We start from the raw sequence: 18,891 nt of genomic DNA on the forward strand, positions 1-18,891 counted from the left end.
GGCCACGCCCATCTTCCGGCGACCTCATGGAGACCCCCATGTCAGATTCCCTTTCTGCCACTGCACTCGAATTTGACGACACAGCCGAGGAGGCCCGCGAAAAGCCGGCCTGGGCCGCCGTCGTCTCATTGACTTTCGGCGTCTTCGGCCTCGTCACGGCCGAATTCCTGCCCGCCAGCCTCCTGACCCCGATGGCCGCCGATGTCGGCGTTTCGGTCGGGGCGGCCGGGCAGGCCGTGACCGCCACCGCGGTCGTCGGTGCCATTGCCGGCCTCGCCGCCGCCATCGTAACGCGCGGCATCGACCGGCGCATCGTCATCTGGTCGCTGACCGGCTTGCTGATCCTGTCCAGCGCGCTCGCTGCGGTTGCCACCAATCTCACGACATTGCTTTTCGCCCGCGTCCTGCTCGGCATCGGGCTCGGCGCTTTCTGGTCGATGGTCGCGGCGACCGCGATGCGGTTGGTGCCGCCGAGCGCCATGCCCAAGGCGATGTCCTTGATCTTCACCGGCGTCTCGGTCGCCACGGTGAGCGCCGCGCCGATCGGCGCCTATGTCGGCAACCTCATGGGCTGGCGTGTCGTGTTCTGGCTTTCGGCTCTGATCGGTGTGGCGACGCTCGTCATCCAGATGGCCGTGCTGCCGCGGTTGCCGGCGCGCGGTTCCCCCGATATCCGCACGCTCTTCCGCCTGCTCGGCCGACCGAGCATCGCGCTCGTCCTGGCCGGCATCGTCGTGGTGATCTCCGGGCATTTCGCCGGCTTCACCTATGTGCGCCCGTTTCTGGAGCAGATCCCGCAGCTCTCGGTCGAGGCGATCTCGCTCGTCCTGCTGGCCTATGGCGTCGGCGGCTTCTTCGGCAATTTCCTCGGCGGTGCGATCACGGCGCGCAGCGCCAAGGCCTCGGTGATCTTCGGCGCCTTCGCGATTGCATTGATGGGGGGGAGCCTGCTGCTCGTCGGCGCTTCGCCGATCGCCTCGGCCGTTGCGGTCGGACTCTGGGGCTTCGCCTTCGGTGCGCTGCCGGTCGGCTTCCAGACCTGGCTGGTGCGCGTCGCGCCGGAGGAGGAAGCTGAATCGGCCGGCGGCCTGCTCGTCGCGGCGTTCCAGGTCGCGATTGCGAGCGGTGCCATCTTCGGCGGGCTCTTGGTCGATGGCTTCGGCACGCTGGGCGTGATCGCCTATGCCACTGTCGCGACGCTGGTCGGCGGCCTCGGCGTGCTGCTGCTCGGCGCGAAGAGCCCCGAGCGGGTCGGCGCGGGTGGCGCTGCCCACGCCGTCTGAGGCGCGCGACAGCGACGAAACCGATCGGGCGCGTGATGCGCCCGATCACTTTTCTTCAAGACAAGGGCAGTGCGATCGGCTGTATCCTGCCGGCATGGATTTGATCAGCCAAGGCGAAGCGCTCGCGCAGACGCCCCTCCTGCCGGGGGAGCACGCGCGCATCTTCACGGCGGCCCGCTTCGACGGACTTGAGTTCCTGTCGGCGCGCTTCTCCACCCATGCCTATGCCCCGCATGTCCACGAGACCTTTGCGATCGGTACGATCGAGGCGGGTTGCGAGGTCTGGCATGCGCGCGGCCGGCGCATGTACGCCTCGGCCGGCGATGTCGTCTTCAACCACCCCTTCGATGTCCATGACGGCCTGCCTTACGACGGTGGGTATCGCTATCGGATGAGCTATCCGACGATCGAGCTGATGCGCGAGATCGCCGCCTCACTCGCGGGGCGTGAGGATGTCGGGACGCCGTTCTTCCACGAACCGATGGTGCACGACCCCGAAGGAGCCGCGATCTTCGCCGCCGCGCACCGGTTGCTCGATGATGGCCGGGATATGCTGGCCGGGGAGGAAGGGCTACTGCGCGCCTATGCCTATTGCGTGGCGAAGCATGCCGATCTGTCGGTGCGCGAGATCGGCCGCGAGCAGGGGCCGGTCGCCTTCGCCAAGACGATGCTGGAAGCGCGCTATGACGAAGACCTCTCGTTGGCCGAGATCGCGCGCGGCTGCGGTTTGCCGCGCCATCATCTGATCCGGGCCTTCCGCCGTGAGACCGGGCTGACGCCGCATGCCTATCTGGTCGATATTCGCGTGCGGCGGGCACGGGAGCGCCTGCGCCGGGGCGAGGCGCCGGGCGCCGTCGCCGCCGCCACCGGCTTCTGCGATCAGGCCCATCTGACGCGCGCGTTCAAGGCGCGGCTCGGCGTCACGCCCGGCGCCTTCCGCGCCGCGCATACCGGCTGAGCGGCACGCTTTCCGAAAGACGGACACGACATGTCATCCCTTCGCGACGATATCAGGCGCGGCCTGAACGACATCTGGCCGGCAGCGGTGGCGGCGGCGCCGATCGGCCTGCTCTTCGGCGCGGTGGCCGCCAGCAAGGGGCTTTCCCCGCTGGAGGTGTTCCTGATGAGCGCCATGGTCTTCGCCGGCGGCGCTCAGTTCGCGGCGGTGGAGCTCTGGGCGACGCCGGCTCCGGTCGCTGCGATCGTCTTCTCGACGCTGCTGATCAATGCCCGCCATGTGCTGATGGGGGCTTCGCTTGCGCCCAAGCTCGAAGGCTTCAGCCGCTGGCAGAAGTTTCCCGGCCTCTACTACATGGCCGACGAGAACTGGGCGTTGGCCGAGAAGCGAGCCCGCACGCATCGCCTGACCCCGGCCTACTGGTTCGCGATGGTCATCCCCTTCGTCACCGGCTGGCTCGTCAACTCGACGCTGGGCGCGACCATCGGCGCCGTTCTGGGCGATCCGAAGCGGCTCGGCGCCGATTTCGCCTTCACGGCATTGTTCATCGCGCTGGTCGCAGCCTTCTGGAAGGGGCGGGTGACGTTCTGGACGGTCGCGGCGGCCGGTATCGCCTCGGCCGTGACCTATCGCCTTGCCGGGCCGCCCTGGCATGTCGCGGCGGGGGCGATCTGCGGTTTGCTGGCGGCCTGGCTCGCGGCTGGTGCGGAGGAGCAGTCGGCGACGAAGGAGGCGCAGGCATGAGCGTCGATCCGATCAACCTCCTCGCCTTCCTCGGCATGGCGATCGTGACCTATGCGACGCGCGTGGCCGGGCTCGCGCTCGCCGGGCGGCTCAACCTGTCGCCGCGGGCACAAGCTGCCTTCGACGCGATCCCGCCCGCGGTGCTGGTCGCGGTGATCGCGCCGAGCGCGCTCGCCACCGGCTGGGCCGAGACGGCCGCCGCGGCGATCGCCGCACTGGCCGCGACGCGGCTGCCGCTGTTGGGCGTCGTGGCCGTGGGTGTCGTGGCCGTGGTGGCGTTCCGGATGGTGATGTGAGTAGCGCCCTTCTCCCCTTGTGGGAGAAGGTGCCGGCAGGCGGATGAGGGGTCGCACAGCCGTTCATCGTTGGCGCACCTGTCCAGTACAACTCCGGATGCGTAGCGAGACCCCTCATCCGTCTCGGCTTCGCCGAGCCACCTTCTCCCGCAGGGGGAGAAGGGAGGAGGTTCACAACGGCCGGCAGGCCTTCTCCAGCCAGCTCTTCGCCTCGCCCTCGACCAGCGGAGACAACTTCTCCCAGACCTTCGCGTGATAGGCGTCGATCCAGGCGATCTCGCCGGCATCGAGCAGCGCGGTGTCGATCAGGGCTCGCTCATAGGGGCACCAGGTGATGGTCTCGAAGCCGTAGATCGTGCGCTCGGCGCCGGGGATCAGGCGCTCCTCGACGACGATCAGGTTCTCGATGCGGATGCCGTACTCGCCCTGCTTGTAGTAGCCGGGTTCGTTGGAGAGGATCATGCCCGGCTCCAGCGGCGTGGTGCCGAGCTTGGAGAGGCGCTGCGGCCCCTCATGGACCGAGAGATAGCTGCCGACGCCGTGGCCGGTGCCATGGTCGAAGTCGAAGCCGCCCTGCCAGAGCGGCAGCCGGGCGAAGGCGTCGAGCTGTGCGCCCGAGGTGCCCTTGACGAAGACCAGCCGCGAGATCGCGACATGGCCCTGGAGCACGCGGGTATAGCGGTCGCGCATCTCGGCCGTGGGCTCGCCGATGACGATGGTGCGGGTGATATCGGTGGTGCCGTCCTCATACTGGCCGCCTGAATCGACCAGGAAGATGCCTGGCTCCAGCCGGCGGTTGGTCGCCTCGCTGACGCGGTAATGCGGCAGGGCGGCGTTGGGGCCGGCGCCGGCGATGGTCGTGAAGGAAACGTCCTTGAGCAGACCGGTCCTCAGCCGCTCGGCCTCGAGCGCCGCGACGGCGTCGATCTCGGTGAGATTGCCTTTCGGCGCCTCGCGCGCGAGCCAGGAGAGGTAGTTCGTCATCGCCGCACCGTCGCGCAGATGGGCGGTGCGGGTGCCCTTGAGCTCGGCTGCGTTCTTGCGCGCCTTCATCAATGCGATCGGGTCGCTGCCGGCATCGGGCGTGCCGCCGGCCTGGGCGATCAGCGTCGCCAGCGCCGAGGCGGCAGTGGTCGCATCGAGGCGGACCTTGGCCTTGGCCGCGCCCAGCTTCCTGAGCTGCTCTTCGAGCGCCGCGGGTGCCGCGATCTCGCCGACCGCGCCGATGGCGTCGCCGGCCTCGTTGGTGATCTTCTCGGGCGCGAGGAACACGGTCGGGCGGCCTTCGCGCGGGACGACGGCATAGCCGAGCGGCAGCGGCGTGTGCTCGACATCGCCGCCGCGGATGTTGAAGACCCAGGCCAGCGCATGCGGATCGGAAACGACGAGCGCATCGACCTTCGCCTCGGCAAGCGCCTTGCGGATGCGGTCAAGCTTCGAGGCGGAGTCCTCGCCGGCATAGTCGGCCGGATGGGGCTTGACCGGAGCGCTGGGCGCGGCCGGGCGGTCCGCCCAGAGCGTGTCGATCGGATTGGCAGCGAGGGCGACAAGGCTGCCGCCGGCCGCAGCGGCCGCCTTCTCCAGCTTGGCGACGCCGTCGACAGTGTGCAGCCAGGGATCGTAGCCGAGCTTGCCGCCGGCCGGCAGGTTCTGCTCGATCCAGCGCTCCAGCGGCGTCTCCTCCATGCGGACGGGGGTGACCACCGCCGTGTCGGTCTGCGCGGCCGACTGGATAGTGTAGCGGCCATCGACGATCAGCGCCGCCTTGTCGGCCAGGACGATGGCATTGCCGGCCGAGCCGGTGAAGCCGGTCAGCCAGGCGAGGCGGGCCATATGGGCCGGGACGTATTCGCCCTGATGCTCGTCGGCGCGCGGGATGATGAAGCCGTCGAGGCCCTGTGCCGCGAGCGCCATGCGCAGCGCGGAGACGCGGCCGGCGACCAGCCTGGGGTCGCTGGGCTCGGAGAAGGACTGGAAGCGGCAGGTCGGCAAGGTCGATTCGGTCATGGCGAGGTCCGGCATAATGTGAGCCATCGTCGCGCTCCACCGGCGAAAGCGCCAGCGCAAATGCATCGCGGCGGCGATGCCTGTTCCGTGGGATCGCGGTGCCTCACAGCTCCGCATTGTGCCGTTTCGTTATGCAATCGACGCAAATATTAACGGATCTGGGCAGATTGCATGCGTTTTGCGCATATCTTGCATATGCGAACACATCTTCTCGCAATTGCGAAATGATCCCACTTTAGTCGCATAAGAGAACGAGGAAGCGACCGGGACTGTCCTTCGTTTTTTCGGAGATAGACCCATGACCTATGTGTTGAACAATGCCGACGTGCTGCCCCTAGCAGTGGTGGCCGAAGTCAAGGCCCGCAAGGCCGACAAGCCGAGCCTGATGCAACGCCTTTATGCCGCGCTGATCGAGAGCCGCAAGCGCTCCGCTGCGCGCGAACTGCGCGCCCGCAACCTCCTCGTCAACGAGGCTGAGATCGTCCTGGGCGGCTATCCGTCCGCGACGCTGTCGAACGACGTCTCGCTGCCTTTCAACCGCTGAATTTCCGGCCGCTGCGGCTTGCCCGCGCGCCGACAACGCAAAGGACCAGAACCATGATCGCCATCATCAAGCATGTCGCCGAACAGATCGCCAATGCGGCGAAGTTCGCCGCCGCCGTCTGGCACGATGCCCGCAGCCTGCAGGCTGAGGCGGAGCAGAAATACGGCCACATCGACCATTGGGAATGACGGTCGCGAGCGACAGCGCAGGCCGAGGCGGAGCAGAAGTACGGCCACATCGACTTCTGAGTCTTAAGGCTCGAAGCGACGGCGCGCTTCAGGGCGCGCAAGTGGTCTAGCAAAGGTGGCGCGGCCTCGGGGCTGCGCCGCCTTTTTTCATGACCAGCGTCGCCCAGCCTTCGCGCAACGACTGGCTGACGAGATAGATGCCGTGGTGCCGATAGGCCGAGACCACCCCGGCGACATCCATGGCCAGCAGGCCGGACAGGATGAGCGTTCCGTCCCGCGAGAGCACGCGCGCGATCGCGGGCGCGAGCTGCCTCAGCGGCCCGGCCAGGATATTGGCGAAGACCAGGTCGAAATGGCCGGGGCGGTTCGCCTTGGCGTGGCGCAGGCCCGGCGCGACATAAAGGTCGAGCGCGTTCGGCGCGTGGTTGAGGCGGGCGTTGTGGGCGGAGACCTCGACCGCGATCGCGTCGATATCGCCGGCGACGACCTTGCGCTTGATCTGCTTGGCCAGCGCCAGCGCCAGGATGCCCGTGCCGGTGCCGACATCGAGCCCGTGGCGCGGGCGGCGCTTCTTCAGTTCGGCGTCCAGCGCTAGCAAACAGCCTGAGGTGGTGCCGTGATGGCCGGTGCCGAAGGCGAGCGCCGCCTCGATCTCGATGGCGACGTCGTTGACCCGCACGACATCCCGGTCATGCGCGCCATGGACGATGACGCGGCCGGCGCGCACGGGCTTCAGCCCGTCGAGACTCGTCGCGACCCAATCCCGCGTGTTCACGGTGGTGAACGGTGTCGCGTCGACGAGATCGCCGACGATCGGCCGCAGCAGGTCGCGCACCGCCTCTTCGTCCGGGTGCTGAGCGAAGTAGATCTCGACCTTCCAGGGCGCGTTCAGCGAGAGGGTGGTTACGCCTTCCTCGATCTCGAAGGCCGAAATCGCGGTCTCGGTCGGGTCGAAGATCTCGCCGAGCAATTCGGTCAGGGCCCGGGCCTTCTCGCCCGAGGTGGAGAGTTCAAAGACGGTCGCAACCGTCGCTGGCAGAAGGCCTTCGCGCATGCGGTGGCATTAGCAGGGGGCGGCGAGGTTGTCATGCGCGTGAATGCAGGCTCGTCATGGTCGGGCTTGACCCGACCATCTCTCGTTGCCTCGCCGTCATGCTCGCCCTCGTGGCGAGCATCCACGTCTTGAACACCGCATTGCACGAAGAAAGACGTGGATGGTCGGGACAAGCCCGACCATGACGGCAAGCGTCGCGTCTTCTTATGCGTGCTGCGCATTCAGTGCTGCGAAAACCTGACCAAAAGTGCCCGCGGCCTCGGCATAGCGCAGCGGCTTGCAGCGCTCGACGATCACCTCGGCGGCGTCGGGCCCGGTTTCGAGGATCGTCATGACCTCGGCGATGAAGTCGGCGAGCGGCATGGCGGCCGGATCGACCGCCTGCTGCGGGCCGAGCAGTTCGGTCTGCACATACGGCGGAGCGATCTCGATGACCTCGACCGAGGTACCCTTGAGCTGCTCGCGCAGGCTGATCGACCAGGAGTGGATCGCTGCCTTGGTCGCGCTGTAGGTCGGGGTCGCCGCGAGCGGCACGAAGGCGAGGCCGGAGGACACGGTCAGGACCGTGGCGCCGGGCTGCTTCAGGAGATGCGGCAGCAGCGCCGTCGTCAGGCGGATCGGCCCGAGCAGATTGGTCGTGATCGTCTCTTCGGCGATGGCGAGATTGTCGGCGGCCGGGACGTCTTCCGGCTTCATGATGCCGGCATTGTTGAGGACGGCGTTGAGCTTCGGGAAGCGCTCGACCACCTGCCGGGCGAAGGCCTCGATGTCGGCCTTGTCCTGGATGTCGAGCAGCATCGAGGCCATGCCCGGATTGGCGGCGGTGACCTCGTCGAGGACGTTCTCGCGCCGGCCGGCGATGATGACCTGATTGCCCTTGGTGTGCAGCGCTTCGGCCAGCGCCCGGCCGATGCCCGAGCCGCCGCCGGTGATCAGGATGGTGTTTCCGGAGATGTTCATTGGAAGCCCTCTTGTGGTTGCGTCCCAGGAGGTGGCATCGTCAGTCTTCAAAGGAAAGAAGGCGCTTGAAAGTGCCATACATACCAAAAGGAGAGTGTCGGATGCAGGCGATCCGAACCGCGATGGCGGCGATGCATGCGCGCAGCGACGCCATTCCGCCGGTCAGCCCGGCGGTGGAGTCGCTGGTGCGGCAGGTCATCGCGCAGGTGGCGGACAAATGGACGATGCTGGTGCTGGAGGCTCTGGAGGAGCATGGCACGCTGCGCTTCACCGAGGTCGGCCGCATGGTCGGCGGCATCAGCCAGAAGATGCTGACGAAGACCTTGCGGGAGATGGAGCGCGACGGGCTCGTCATCCGAACCGTCCATCCGGTGATTCCGCCCCATGTCGACTATACGCTGACCGAGCTGGGGCGCGAACTCAGCGCGGCCTTCTGCGGGGTCTGGGTCTGGGCTGAGACCTACTATGGGGAGGTCTCGGCGGCGCGGAAGGCGTTCCGCGAGCGGGAAGGCGGCGCCTGAGCGCTCACAGGTCCTTGGTCAGGTAGACCCGGGTCGCGCCCGGCGGTTTCGGCGCGATCTCGCCGAAGACCTGCCAGCCGAGCTTCCTGTAGAACTCCGGTGCCTGGAAGCTGATGGCGACGTAGTGGGTCAATTCATTCGGCTGCGATACGCGCCGGTGTCCGGCCAAAGGGAATCGCCATCAGGATGGCGTCCTTGGAGGCGTCGACAAAATCGGGATCGGTGCGCAATTCGTCGATCGAGCGCGGCTCCGGAAAGTCGGAGGCTGTATCCTCGATCCAGCTTTCCGCTGCAAACTCGAGGGCGTCCCGGGCTTGGCTGAAAGCTTCTTCCAGCGTATCGCCGGCCGTGAACACCCCCTTCACGTCCGGAAAGAACACGCCGTAGCAGGATGTTTCGTCCTTATGGACGACTGCAATGTAGTGTCGCATGGCGACGTCCGTTCAATCTCGTTCCCAGCCCGCATCCTTATATATCGCATAGACCGTTCCGATTGGAATGTCCCGCTTCGGATGGGGGACGATCACCATGCGCTTCGTTGCCTCATGCACGTATTTCTGATGAGAGCCGCGCACGCTTTTCAATACGAAACCCTCACGTTTCAGGCGGCGAATGATGTCGGCGCTGTTGGTGAGCATTGGAACAAGGCCTCAGTTTAGACCTTGACCGTATAGCGGATGAAAGGTTGTTATCAATAATTGTCATATTGATTTACTTGCTTAAGCCGCCGCAGCCGCAGAATGGATCAAGCACTCACCCCGCCTTCTGCACGAACGAGTCCAGCACCATCTTCCGGCCGGCCTTGTCGAAATCGACGGTGAGCTTGTTGCCATCGACGCTGGCGACGGAGCCGGGGCCGAACTTGACGTGGAAGACGCGGGCGCCGGTGCCATAGGCGGACTCACCGGTGGATTTTGCGGTGAGCTCGCCCTCGATCAGCAACGGGCCGCGCTGGCGCGACGAGCCGCCGAAACCGCCCGAGCCGAAGCCGCGGCCGCTCTCGGAGAAGCCGCTGCCACCGCCATTGCGTGCGCGGTTCTCCTGCGCGCGCTGCCAGCCCGGCGTGTTGTAGCTGGAGCCGAAGCTCTCCATCCGGTCGAAGCGCGAGGCGCCGTAGCCGCCTTGCGAGTAGCTGGTCGGGGCCTGCTCGACCTCGACATGCTCCTCCGGCAATTCGTCGATGAAGCGGGAGGGCAGGCTGGTCTGCCAGAGGCCGTGGATGCGCCGGTTCGAGGCGAAATAGAGCTTCAGCTTCTTGCGGGCACGGGTGAGGCCGACATGGGCGAGACGGCGCTCTTCTTCCAGTCCAGCGCGGCCGTTCTCGTCGAGCGCGCGCTGGTTCGGGAAGAGCCCTTCCTCCCAGCCGGGCAGGAAGACCGTGTCGAACTCCAGCCCCTTGGCGGCGTGCAGCGTCATGATCGAGACCCGCGCCTCGGCCTCGCCGTCCGCGACATCCATCACCAGCGAGACGTGCTCGAGGAAGGCCGGCAGATCGGGGAACTCGTCGAGCGAGCGGACGAGCTCCTTGAGGTTTTCCAGGCGCCCGGCGGCGTCGGCCGAGCGATCCTTCTTCCACATCTCGGTGTAGCCGCTCTCTTCCAGCACCAATTCGGCGAGCTCGCCCTGCGGCATGTGCTCGGCGCGGGCCGACCAGCGGCCGAAGGCCTCGACCAGTTCGCGCAGGGCCGTGCGGGCCTTGGGCTTCAACTCGTCGCTCTCGACCGCAGCACGGGCCGACTGCATCAGCGAGAAGCCGGTGGCGCGGGCGTGGTTGTGCAGGAGCTGGACCGTCGCGTCGCCCAGCCCGCGCTTGGGCACATTGACGATGCGCTCGAAGGCGAGATCGTCGGTCGGCGAGACGACGCAGCGCAGATAGGCGAGCGCGTCGCGGATCTCGGCGCGCTCATAGAAGCGCGGGCCGCCGATGACGCGATAGGGCACGCCGGCCTGGACGAAGCGCTCCTCGATCTCGCGCATCTGCGCGGAGATGCGGACGAGGACCGCGACCTCGGCGAGATTGTACTTCTTGGCCTGCATCGCCTCGATCTCGTCCGAGATCAGGCGGGCTTCCTCCTGGCTGTCCCAGGCGCCGGTGATGGTGACCTTCTCGCCGAGTGCATCCTCAGTGCGCAAAGTCTTGCCAAGGCGGCCCTCGTTGCGGGCGATCAGCTTCGAGGCGGTGGCGAGGATATGGCCGGTGGAGCGGTAGTTGCGCTCCAGCCGGATCACGGTCGCGCCCGGGAAGTCGTGCTCGAAGCGCAGGATGTTGTCGACCTCGGCACCGCGCCAGCCATAGATCGACTGGTCGTCGTCGCCGACGCAGCAGATGTTGCGGCGGCCCTGGGCCAGCAGGCGCAGCCAGAGATACTGCGCCGTGTTGGTGTCCTGGTACTCGTCGACGAGGATGTAGCGGAAGCGGTCGTGATAGCTCGTCAGCACGTCCGGATAGTCGCGGAAGAGCGTCAGGCAGTGCAGCAGCAGGTCGCCGAAATCGACGGCGTTCAGTGCCTTCAGCCGCTCCTGATAGGCAGCGTAGAGCTTGCCGCCCTTGCCATTGGCGAAGACGGCGGCCTCCCCCGGCGGCACGTCCTTGGGGCTAAGGCCGCGGTTCTTCCAGCTATCGATGAAGCCCGCCAGCATGCGGCCGGGCCAGCGCTTCTCGTCGATGTTCTCGGCCTGGATCACCTGCTTCATCAGGCGGATCTGGTCGTCGGTGTCGAGGATGGTGAAGTCGCTGCGCAGGTCGAGCAGTTCGGCGTGACGGCGCAGCAGCTTGGCCGAGATCGAGTGGAAGGTGCCGAGCCAGGGCATGCCCTCGGCGACCGGGCCGACGAGATGGGCGACGCGCTCCTTCATTTCGCGCGCCGCCTTGTTGGTGAAGGTGACGGCGAGAATCTGCGAGGGATAGGCGCGGTTGGTCGCGATGAGATGGCCGATGCGGGTGGTGAGCACGCGGGTCTTGCCCGTGCCGGCGCCGGCCAGCACGAGCACCGGGCCTTCCGTCGCCTCGACCGCCTGGCGCTGCTCCGGGTTCAGCCCCGTCAGATAGCCGGCCGTGGGCTGCGCAGCGGCGCGCGCGGCAAGGCCACCGGGGCGGGGCAGGGGGGCGGAAAAGGGGTCAGTCTCGGACAAGGGACCAGTGTGCTCGTGCGTGATTCGTTCTCCGGCGAATATAGGGCGCTCGTGTCAGGATTGCGCCCTGCCGGAGCGATCATTTTATATCCCGTTCCACAGGGAGGTGGCAGCAATGGCCAAGCAGAGCGGGGACGAGCGCTGGGAGATCACCAATCAGGTGCCGGTGCTGGCCGATTACGATGCCTTTGCCGCCGATCCGGTGCTGCCCGGCATCGTCTCGACCTCCGGTGCCGACTGGGCGCGGGAGCGGCTGCATGAGGCGGGGCGGACGGTGGGGTCGGCGCGGGTGCAGGAGTTGGCCTATCTCGCCAATCGCTACACGCCCGAACTTCGCGCCTTCGACCGTTTCGGCAACCGTATCGATGAGATCGCTTTCCATCCGGCCTGGCACGAGTTGATGAGCCTCGCCATCGGGCAGGAGACGCACGCGCTCGCTTGGAACCGGCGGGAGCCCGGCGCACAGGTGGCCCGCGCCGCCCTGCAATATCTCTGGTACGGCGCCGAGAGTGGCATTTGCTGCCCGATCAGCATGACCTACGCCGCCGTGCCGGTGCTGAAGCAGGATGCGACGCTGTGGGGGCAATGGGGCTCCCTCGTTACCTCCAATCGCTACGATCCGCGGCAGGGGCCGGCGCATCTCAAGACCGGCGCGACGGTCGGCACGGCGATGACGGAGACGCAAGGCGGCTCGGATCTGCGCCAGACGCAGACTTATGCCGAGAACAACCGCGACGGCACCTGGTCGCTCCACGGCCGGAAATGGTTCTTCTCGGTGCCGCATTCCGACGTCTTCCTGACGCTGGCGCGGACGCAGGAAGGCATTTCCTGCTTCGCCGTGCCGGGCTGGCTGCCGGATGGATCGCGCAACGGCATCGCGATCCAGCGGTTGAAGGAAAAGGTCGGCAACCGCTCGAATGCCTCCTCCGAGGTCGAGTTCCGTGGCGCCATCGGTCATCTCATCGGCGAGCCTGGGCGAGGCATCCGCACCGGGCTCTCGATGAACCACAATTCGCGGCTCGACATCGCGGCGGCCTCATCCGGGCTGATGCGGATGGCGGTCTCGCTCGCGGCGCATCACGCGCAGCATCGCCGTGCCTTCCAGAAGGCGCTGATCGACCAGCCGATCATGCAGAACGTGCTCGCGGACATCGCCATCGAGGCCGAGGCTGCGGCCTGGCTTGCCTTCCGGCTGTTCGCGGCGCTCGACCGGCAGGAGGACTCGCAGAGCGAGCGGCTGCTGGCGCGGGTCGGGGCGCCGATCGCGAAATACTGGATCACGCGACGGGCGCCGGCCGTCGTCACCGAGGCGCTGGAATGCCTTGGCGGCAACGGCTTCATCGAGGAGAATCCGATGGCGCGGCTTTATCGCGAGGCGCCGCTCAACGCGATCTGGGAAGGCTCGGGCAACGTCATCTGCCTCGACGTGCTGCGCTCGCTAGCGCGGGAGGAGGGGGCGGTCGACGTGCTACGGGCGGAGCTGCTAGCCGCTGCGGGGGCGGACAAGCGCTACGATGCGGCGCTGAAGCGGCTTGAGGGCGAACTGCCGGAAATGATCCGCAACGAAGGGCAGGCACGGCGATTGACGGAGAGATTGGCGTTGCTGCTGCAGGCCTCGCTGCTGCTGCGGTTCGCATCGACTGCCGTGGCCGATGCCTTCGTCGCCACACGGCTAGCTGGCGGCTGGTCGGGGCAGTTCGGGGACTTGCCGCCGGCTGTCGATGCGGCGGCGCTGGCGCGACGGGTGGTGCCGGTGGTTTCGTAGAGCGCATCGTCATTCCGGGACAGGCCGAAGGCCTGAGCCCGGAACCCATGAACATCGGTTTGGCCGGAGAATCCTGCAGCTTACCGCCTCACTTTTCTCTCCCAGCGTGGTGTTCATGGGTTCCGGGCTCGCCGCTTCGCGGCGCCCCGGAATGACGAAGAGTGCGTCAAGCCGCTTCCGGCTCGAAATTCATCGCCACGCCGTTGATGCAGTAGCGCAGGCCGGTGGGCGGCGGCCCGTCCGGAAAGACGTGGCCGAGATGGCCGCCGCAATTGGCGCAATGCACCTCGACGCGGTGCATGCCGTAGCTGAAGTCTTCCGAGGCGCCGACGGCTCCCTCCAGCGGTTGGTCGAAGCTCGGCCAGCCGGTGCCGCTCTCGAACTTCTTGCCCGATCTGAACAGCTTCTGGCCGCAGCCGGCGCAGGAGAAGGTGCCGGCGCGCTTCTCGTAGTTGAGCGCGCAGGAGCCCGCCCGCTCCGTGCCATGGCCACGCAGGATCTGATACTGCTCCGGCGTCAGCCGCTCGCGCCATTGCGCATCGGTCAGCTGGAAGGGGAAGGTCTCGTCCTGCTTCTTCGGCTCGCCGAACATGCTCATCAGACCCATTGCGATCTCCTTGTCAGCGGGGCGGTGGGGCGCCTCATCGGCTTTCGTGCCGCCAATATGGCGTCTCATGCGCCGGATTTCAGCCCCGCCGATTGCCGGCAATTTCACCATGCCGTGGCAATCGCCGGGGCACCGTCACCTGACCGTCACGCGACTCCTCTAGATCGCCGCGCGTCCATTCGGACGCGATGTGGCGATCTATCCCTTTGCTTAAGCATCGGATTTGCCCGGAAAGTGGCTTCCACTTTCCGGTCCGATGCTAGCAGGCCCGCCACCCGCAAAGAGAGGAAAACCTGTGACGCAACAGGCGATGCAAACCGCGCGCGCGGCCCGCCGCATGACGAGTTCGGGCCTGGGACTGGCCGTCCGGCGCAGCAAGACGCTGTCGAAGGCGGGCATGCTGGAGTGGCTCTTCGCCCGCGCCTTCTCTGGCCTGGTCTATCCGCAGATCTGGGAAGATCCGGTCGTCGACATGGCGGCGCTGCAGCTCAAGGCCGACGACCATGTCGTGGCGATCGCCTCCGGCTCCTGCAACATCCTCTCCTATCTGACGGCCGCGCCGATCCGCGTCAGCGCCGTCGATCTCAACGGCGCGCATATCGCGCTCGGCCGGCTGAAGCTCGCGGCTCTGGCGAAGATGGAAAAGCAGGAGGATTTCCTGCGCTTCTTCGGCCGGGCGAATGCGCGCGACAATGTCGGCGTCTACGACCGTGAAATCGCGCCGCATCTCGATGCCGTTTCGCGCGGCTATTGGGAGGGGCGAGGCCTCAATGGGCGCCGCCGGATCAACCTCTTCGCCAAGGGCTTCTATCGCTACGGCCTGCTCGGCCGCTTCATCGGCACCGGCCATGTGCTGGCGCGGGCGCTGGGCGGCAATCCGCGCGCGATGCTGGCGGCGCGCGCCCTTGCCGAGCAGCGGGCGCTCTATGAGCAGCATCTCGCGCCGGTCTTCGAGCGCAAGCTGGTGCGCTGGCTCGTGCGCCAGCCGGCCTCGCTCTATGGGCTCGGCATCCCGCCGGCGCAGTACAAGGCGCTGGCCGCCGATGGCGAGGACGGCATTCTCGGCGCGCTGAAGCTGAGGCTCGAGCGTCTGGCCTGCGATTTCGACCTGAAGGATAATTACTTCGCCCAGCAGGCCTTCGGCCGGCGCTATGGCGAAGGGGCGGATGCGGCCTTCCCGCCCTATCTGCAGCCGCAGCATTTCGCGGCGGTGAAGGAGCGGGCGCCGGGCGTCTCCTATCGCCAGAGCGCGGTCACGGCATTCCTGGAAGACCAGCCGGCCGAGAGCTGTGACGCCTATGTGCTGCTCGATGCGCAGGACTGGATGAACGACGCTGATCTTACGGCGCTATGGTCGCAGATCACGCGCACGGCCCGGCCGGGCGCGCGGGTGATCTTCCGCACAGCGGCCGACGAGCGTCTGCTGCCCGGCCGGATACCCGCTGCGATCCTCGACCAGTGGCATTATGAGGAAGAGCGCAGCCGCGATCTCTGCCGGCAGGATCGCGCGGCGATCTATGGCGGCTTCCACCTCTATGTGCTGAAGGGGCAGGCCCGGTGAACGCGGCCGAGGCGCCAGCAGGCTCCGCCGCCGGGCTGATGGACCGGATCTACCGGCATCAGCGCCATATCTACGATGCCAGCCGGAAGTTCTACCTGCTCGGCCGCGACCAGTTGATCGACGGGCTGCAGCCGCCTCCCGGCGCTACGGTCCTGGAGATCGGCTGTGGCACCGGGCGCAATCTGATCCGGATCGCGAGGCGTTACCCATCCTGCGTCTGCTACGGGCTCGACGTCTCCAGCGAGATGCTGGCGACGGCGCGCGCGTCGGTTGCGAAGGCGGGTTTGGAAGATCGCATCCGGCTCGCCCAGGCCGACGCCACCGATTTCTACCCGCAGGCGCTGTTCGGCCTTCAGGGCTTCGACCGGATCGTGATCTCCTACGCGCTGTCGATGATCCCGCCCTGGCAGGGCGTCGTCGCCGAGGCGCTACGCCGCCTCAATCTGGGCGGCTCGTTGCACATCGTCGATTTCGGCGATCAGAGCGGGCTGCCGGCGGCCTTCAAGGTGGTGTTGCTGCGCTGGCTCGCGTTGTTCCATGTCATGCCGCGCGAAAATCTGCCGGGGACGGTGAAGGCGCTTGCGGAAGCGGCCGGGGCCGAGTGCCGGCTTGGCGCGCCGTATCGCGGCTATGCGGTGCATGCGGTGGTGAGAAGACGGGGCGAGGAAAGGGCGCAGGGAACCCCTCTCCTGTAAGGGACAGGGGTGAGGTGTAAGCCGTTTCGGGGCGGAGCTGGCGCTGATGCGGCCGTAGCGAATCCTTCTCCCCTTGCGGGAGAAGGTGCCCCGAAGGGGCGGATGAAGGGTCGCACCGCCCTTTGTCGTTGAGCTCGGCTGAAGCGTCGCGCGGCAGTCGTTGCGAGACCCCTCATCCGTCACGGCTTCGCCGTGCCACCTTCTCCCGCAAGGGGAGAAGGGTTTCCCGCGCCTGATGGGAGGGAGGCCCGCTCCTGAAGCCCGCGCTCAATGCCGGGTCTCGGTTTCCGTCTCGCGTTCCTCCGCCTCATCGACGCGGATCGCCGACTTCTTCGGCATGCCGATGATACGACCGATCGTGGCCGGCCGCGGCATCATGCTGTGCGCCGCCTTCATCAAGGCGAGATTCGCGAGGATGTCGGCGGGAAAGGGCACGACCCTGCGATGGACCATGTCGACATGCAGCGACAGGTTCTCGCTCGTCGCGGCGAGCCAGCCCTCATGGGCGTGGCGCATCTCCAGATAATAGTGCAGGCGCTTGTCGTCGAAGCTGATCAGCTGGGCGGTGACACGCACGAGGTCGCCGTCGGTCAGCTCACGCTTGTAGAGGATGTGGCATTCCGCGGTGAAGGTCGAGGCGTGGCGTGTCTCGACATAATCCCGCGTCAGGCCGACCAGCGAGAAGACTTCGTCCACCGCACGGTCGAACAGGACATGGTAATAGGCCATGTTGAGATGGCCGTTATAGTCGATCCATTGCGGCTCGACCCGCATCGCCGACGAGACAAAAGGCGAGAAGAAGAGCGCCAGAGCGCGTGTGTCATTCGTCATGATCGCCCTCCCTGTCAGGCGCCTCGTTCAAGGGGCGGCCGCAGAAACGCGGCTGCCCATTTCGTCGTCTCATGATCTACTATGCATCGTTCGCAACCAGCGTCAGTATCTTGGCCCGGCGAATAAAGCCGGATCATGTCGGACCGTAACCGATTGCGAAACCGAACTGTTCCAAGTCTAAGCGTCAAAACTGGATCTTGACAATGAGCCTGCCAGCCACCGCCTCTCATGACAGCCCTGTCCCTGCCGCAGCGCTGCCCCCGTCGCCGGAAGCTGTCGCGGCCGTGACGCAGGCGCTGGCCGCGCGCTTCGGCAATCGGCTCGTCACTAGCCTGGCGGTACGCCAGCAGCACGGCCACACGCTGACCTGGATCCCGAACCTGCCGCCGGATGCGGTGGTGTTTCCGCAGAATACCGCGGAAGTCTCCGAGATCGTGAAGCTCTGCGCCGCCCATGCCGTGCCGGTCATCGCCTTCGGCACCGGCACCTCGCTGGAGGGCCATGTCAACGCGGTCTATGGCGGCGTCTGCATCGACATGTCGCAGATGAAGCGGATCATCGCCGTCCATGCCGAGGATCTCGACGTGGTGGTCGAGGCCGGCGTCACCCGCAAGGAGCTCAACGAGCATCTGCGTGACCAGGGCCTGATGTTCCCGATCGATCCGGGCGCCGACGCCTCGATCGGCGGCATGGCGGCGACGCGCGCTTCCGGCACCAATGCGGTCCGCTATGGGACGATGAAAGACAATGTGCTGGCGCTGAAGGCGGTGATGGCCGACGGCTCCGTCGTCAAGACCTCGACGCGGGCCCGCAAGACCTCCGCGGGCTACGATCTCACCCGCCTGCTCGTCGGCTCGGAAGGCACGCTCGGCATCATCACCGAGGTGACGCTGAAGCTGCACGGCATCCCGGAGGCGATCGCGGCCGGCGTCTGCCCCTTCCCGTCGGTAAAGGCGGCCTGCGACGCGACGATCCTGACCATTCAGACCGGCCTGCCGGTCGCGCGCATCGAGCTCCTCGACGACGTGATGATCCGCGGCGTCAACCTGCACGCCAAGCTCGGCCTGCCGGAGACGACGATGCTCTTCGTCGAGTTCCATGGCACGGAAGCCGGCGTCGCCGAGCAATCCGAGCGCTTCGGCGAGATTGCGGCCGAGTTCGGCGGCGGCCCCTTCGAATGGGCGACCAAGGCCGAGGACCGCTCCAGGCTTTGGCAGGCGCGCCATGACGCCTACTGGGCGGCGAAGGCGCTCCGGCCTGGCTTCGACTCGGTCGCGACCGATGTCTGCGTGCCGATCTCGCAGCTCGCCGAATGCGTCGAGGAGACCAAGCGCGATATCGAGGAATCCGGATTGATCGCGCCGATTGCGGGCCATGTCGGCGACGGCAACTTCCACACGCAACCGCTGGTCGATCTCAACGACAAGGCCGAGGTCGAGCGGGCCCAGGCCTTCATCGACCGGCTGGTGAAGCGTGCTCTCGCCATGGGCGGCACCTGCACGGGCGAGCACGGCGTCGGCCAGAAGAAGATCAAGTATCTCGAGCAGGAGCACGGGGCGGAAGCGCTCGCGGTCATGCGGACTCTGAAGCGTGCGCTCGACCCGCAGAACATCCTCAACCCGGGAAAGATCATCGTCCTGTGACATCGCATCCGCTTGCGCCGCCCGCTCGCTTCGCTGAAACGTCGTGATCTTGCCGCGACTTGCGGGCAAGGTGGAGCAGGCCTCGGCGCTGACCGTCATTGC

At 66.8% G+C, this 18,891-nt stretch carries 20 protein-coding genes; 11 read left to right on the forward strand and 9 right to left on the reverse strand.

Annotated features, from left to right (window positions below):
* The first annotated feature begins 38 nt into the window (after positions 1-38).
* From FQV39_RS28210 to FQV39_RS28225, 4 genes are all read left to right on the forward strand, one after another.
* The gene (locus FQV39_RS28210) at positions 39-1,283 is read left to right on the forward strand and encodes an MFS transporter (RefSeq protein ID WP_149133314.1); all 1,245 of its coding nucleotides are present in this window, start codon (positions 39-41) and stop codon (positions 1,281-1,283) included.
* A gap of 94 nt (positions 1,284-1,377) precedes the next feature.
* Entirely contained in the window at positions 1,378-2,241 is an 864-nt protein-coding gene (locus FQV39_RS28215) for an AraC family transcriptional regulator (protein WP_187640094.1), read from the forward strand.
* Positions 2,242-2,271: 30 nt separating this feature from the next.
* The gene (locus FQV39_RS28220) at positions 2,272-2,985 is read left to right on the forward strand and encodes an AzlC family ABC transporter permease (RefSeq protein ID WP_149133316.1); all 714 of its coding nucleotides are present in this window, start codon (positions 2,272-2,274) and stop codon (positions 2,983-2,985) included.
* A complete protein-coding gene (locus tag FQV39_RS28225) occupies positions 2,982-3,281 on the forward strand; it encodes an AzlD family protein (protein ID WP_149133317.1) in 300 nt (99 codons plus the stop codon). The genes FQV39_RS28220 and FQV39_RS28225 overlap by 4 nt, the downstream gene beginning before the upstream one ends.
* A gap of 171 nt (positions 3,282-3,452) precedes the next feature.
* On the opposite strand, the gene FQV39_RS28230 is transcribed toward FQV39_RS28225, so the two are convergent.
* On the reverse strand, positions 3,453-5,315 hold the full coding sequence (locus tag FQV39_RS28230) for an aminopeptidase P family protein (protein ID WP_248313165.1): 1,863 nt from the start codon (positions 5,313-5,315) through the stop codon (positions 3,453-3,455).
* Between the two features lie 271 nt (positions 5,316-5,586).
* Here FQV39_RS28230 and FQV39_RS28235 point away from each other — a divergent pair, with 271 nt between their 5' ends.
* Positions 5,587-5,832 (forward strand): hypothetical protein, encoded by a 246-nt coding sequence (locus FQV39_RS28235; RefSeq protein ID WP_149133318.1) that lies wholly within the window; start codon positions 5,587-5,589, stop codon positions 5,830-5,832.
* 53 nt (positions 5,833-5,885) lie between these two features.
* Positions 5,886-6,020 (forward strand): hypothetical protein, encoded by a 135-nt coding sequence (locus FQV39_RS34165; protein WP_282570122.1) that lies wholly within the window; start codon positions 5,886-5,888, stop codon positions 6,018-6,020.
* Between the two features lie 106 nt (positions 6,021-6,126).
* On the opposite strand, the gene FQV39_RS28240 is transcribed toward FQV39_RS34165, so the two are convergent.
* Entirely contained in the window at positions 6,127-7,074 is a 948-nt protein-coding gene (locus tag FQV39_RS28240) for a 50S ribosomal protein L11 methyltransferase (RefSeq protein ID WP_149133319.1), read from the reverse strand.
* Positions 7,075-7,278: 204 nt separating this feature from the next.
* Entirely contained in the window at positions 7,279-8,034 is a 756-nt protein-coding gene (locus FQV39_RS28245; protein WP_149133320.1) for an SDR family oxidoreductase, read from the reverse strand.
* Positions 8,035-8,135: 101 nt separating this feature from the next.
* Here FQV39_RS28245 and FQV39_RS28250 point away from each other — a divergent pair, with 101 nt between their 5' ends.
* On the forward strand, positions 8,136-8,555 hold the full coding sequence (locus tag FQV39_RS28250) for a winged helix-turn-helix transcriptional regulator (protein WP_149133321.1): 420 nt from the start codon (positions 8,136-8,138) through the stop codon (positions 8,553-8,555).
* Positions 8,556-8,559: 4 nt separating this feature from the next.
* Here the strand turns inward: FQV39_RS28250 and FQV39_RS34170 are convergent, their stop codons facing one another.
* The 4 genes from FQV39_RS34170 to FQV39_RS28265 form a co-directional block, all read right to left on the reverse strand.
* A complete protein-coding gene (locus FQV39_RS34170; protein WP_282570123.1) occupies positions 8,560-8,688 on the reverse strand; it encodes a hypothetical protein in 129 nt (42 codons plus the stop codon).
* A gap of 1 nt (position 8,689) precedes the next feature.
* Positions 8,690-8,986: a type II toxin-antitoxin system HicB family antitoxin gene (locus FQV39_RS28255; protein WP_149133322.1), complete on the reverse strand. Its 297-nt coding sequence runs from the start codon at positions 8,984-8,986 to the stop codon at positions 8,690-8,692.
* Positions 8,987-8,998: 12 nt separating this feature from the next.
* A complete protein-coding gene (locus tag FQV39_RS28260) occupies positions 8,999-9,193 on the reverse strand; it encodes a type II toxin-antitoxin system HicA family toxin (RefSeq protein ID WP_149133323.1) in 195 nt (64 codons plus the stop codon).
* Positions 9,194-9,308: 115 nt separating this feature from the next.
* Positions 9,309-11,687 (reverse strand): ATP-dependent helicase, encoded by a 2,379-nt coding sequence (locus tag FQV39_RS28265; protein WP_187640095.1) that lies wholly within the window; start codon positions 11,685-11,687, stop codon positions 9,309-9,311.
* Positions 11,688-11,802: 115 nt separating this feature from the next.
* On the opposite strand from FQV39_RS28265, the gene FQV39_RS28270 reads away from it, so the two are divergent.
* Positions 11,803-13,452 carry an acyl-CoA dehydrogenase family protein gene (locus FQV39_RS28270; protein ID WP_149133325.1) on the forward strand — a complete coding sequence of 550 codons (1,650 nt, stop codon included), beginning with the start codon at positions 11,803-11,805 and terminating at the stop codon, positions 13,450-13,452.
* A gap of 166 nt (positions 13,453-13,618) precedes the next feature.
* On the opposite strand, the gene msrB is transcribed toward FQV39_RS28270, so the two are convergent.
* Positions 13,619-14,050 (reverse strand): peptide-methionine (R)-S-oxide reductase MsrB, encoded by a 432-nt coding sequence (gene msrB / locus FQV39_RS28275; protein WP_248313472.1) that lies wholly within the window; start codon positions 14,048-14,050, stop codon positions 13,619-13,621.
* A 346-nt stretch (positions 14,051-14,396) separates the two neighbouring features.
* Between msrB and FQV39_RS28280 the strand changes: the two genes are divergently transcribed.
* Together FQV39_RS28280 and FQV39_RS28285 are read left to right on the forward strand one after the other, a co-directional pair.
* Positions 14,397-15,620, forward strand: coding sequence for a BtaA family protein (locus tag FQV39_RS28280; protein WP_248313166.1), 1,224 nt, complete (start codon positions 14,397-14,399; stop codon positions 15,618-15,620).
* On the forward strand, positions 15,617-16,315 hold the full coding sequence (locus FQV39_RS28285; RefSeq protein WP_472840613.1) for a class I SAM-dependent methyltransferase: 699 nt from the start codon (positions 15,617-15,619) through the stop codon (positions 16,313-16,315). The genes FQV39_RS28280 and FQV39_RS28285 overlap by 4 nt, the downstream gene beginning before the upstream one ends.
* 267 nt (positions 16,316-16,582) lie before the next feature.
* Here FQV39_RS28285 and FQV39_RS28290 read toward each other — a convergent pair whose 3' ends face one another.
* A complete protein-coding gene (locus FQV39_RS28290; protein ID WP_149133327.1) occupies positions 16,583-17,146 on the reverse strand; it encodes a thioesterase family protein in 564 nt (187 codons plus the stop codon).
* A 203-nt stretch (positions 17,147-17,349) separates the two neighbouring features.
* Between FQV39_RS28290 and FQV39_RS28295 the strand changes: the two genes are divergently transcribed.
* Positions 17,350-18,789, forward strand: a complete 1,440-nt coding sequence (locus FQV39_RS28295; protein ID WP_149133328.1) for an FAD-binding oxidoreductase — start codon at positions 17,350-17,352, stop codon at positions 18,787-18,789.
* Positions 18,790-18,891: the final 102 nt, after the last annotated feature.

Source organism: Bosea sp. F3-2 (assembly GCF_008253865.1).
In the GTDB taxonomy this organism is placed as follows: domain Bacteria; phylum Pseudomonadota; class Alphaproteobacteria; order Rhizobiales; family Beijerinckiaceae; genus Allobosea.

Excerpts from the sequence above, each read along its gene's own strand:
- FQV39_RS28250 (WP_149133321.1), top strand. The coding sequence starts at position 8,136 with ATGCAGGCGATCCGAACCGCGATGGCGGCGATGCATGCGCGCAGCGAC.
- FQV39_RS28290 (WP_149133327.1), bottom strand. The coding sequence starts at position 17,146 with ATGACGAATGACACACGCGCTCTGGCGCTCTTCTTCTCGCCTTTTGTC.
- FQV39_RS28235 (WP_149133318.1), top strand. The coding sequence starts at position 5,587 with ATGACCTATGTGTTGAACAATGCCGACGTGCTGCCCCTAGCAGTGGTG.
- FQV39_RS28245 (WP_149133320.1), bottom strand. The coding sequence starts at position 8,034 with ATGAACATCTCCGGAAACACCATCCTGATCACCGGCGGCGGCTCGGGC.
- FQV39_RS28260 (WP_149133323.1), bottom strand. The coding sequence starts at position 9,193 with ATGCTCACCAACAGCGCCGACATCATTCGCCGCCTGAAACGTGAGGGT.
- FQV39_RS28215 (WP_187640094.1), top strand. The coding sequence starts at position 1,378 with ATGGATTTGATCAGCCAAGGCGAAGCGCTCGCGCAGACGCCCCTCCTG.
- FQV39_RS28280 (WP_248313166.1), top strand. The coding sequence starts at position 14,397 with ATGACGAGTTCGGGCCTGGGACTGGCCGTCCGGCGCAGCAAGACGCTG.
- FQV39_RS28255 (WP_149133322.1), bottom strand. The coding sequence starts at position 8,986 with ATGCGACACTACATTGCAGTCGTCCATAAGGACGAAACATCCTGCTAC.
- FQV39_RS34165 (WP_282570122.1), top strand. The coding sequence starts at position 5,886 with ATGATCGCCATCATCAAGCATGTCGCCGAACAGATCGCCAATGCGGCG.
- FQV39_RS28295 (WP_149133328.1), top strand. The coding sequence starts at position 17,350 with ATGAGCCTGCCAGCCACCGCCTCTCATGACAGCCCTGTCCCTGCCGCA.
- FQV39_RS28225 (WP_149133317.1), top strand. The coding sequence starts at position 2,982 with ATGAGCGTCGATCCGATCAACCTCCTCGCCTTCCTCGGCATGGCGATC.
- FQV39_RS28230 (WP_248313165.1), bottom strand. The coding sequence starts at position 5,315 with ATGGCTCACATTATGCCGGACCTCGCCATGACCGAATCGACCTTGCCG.
- FQV39_RS28220 (WP_149133316.1), top strand. The coding sequence starts at position 2,272 with ATGTCATCCCTTCGCGACGATATCAGGCGCGGCCTGAACGACATCTGG.
- msrB (WP_248313472.1), bottom strand. The coding sequence starts at position 14,050 with ATGAGCATGTTCGGCGAGCCGAAGAAGCAGGACGAGACCTTCCCCTTC.
- FQV39_RS28270 (WP_149133325.1), top strand. The coding sequence starts at position 11,803 with ATGGCCAAGCAGAGCGGGGACGAGCGCTGGGAGATCACCAATCAGGTG.
- FQV39_RS28240 (WP_149133319.1), bottom strand. The coding sequence starts at position 7,074 with ATGCGCGAAGGCCTTCTGCCAGCGACGGTTGCGACCGTCTTTGAACTC.
- FQV39_RS28210 (WP_149133314.1), top strand. The coding sequence starts at position 39 with ATGTCAGATTCCCTTTCTGCCACTGCACTCGAATTTGACGACACAGCC.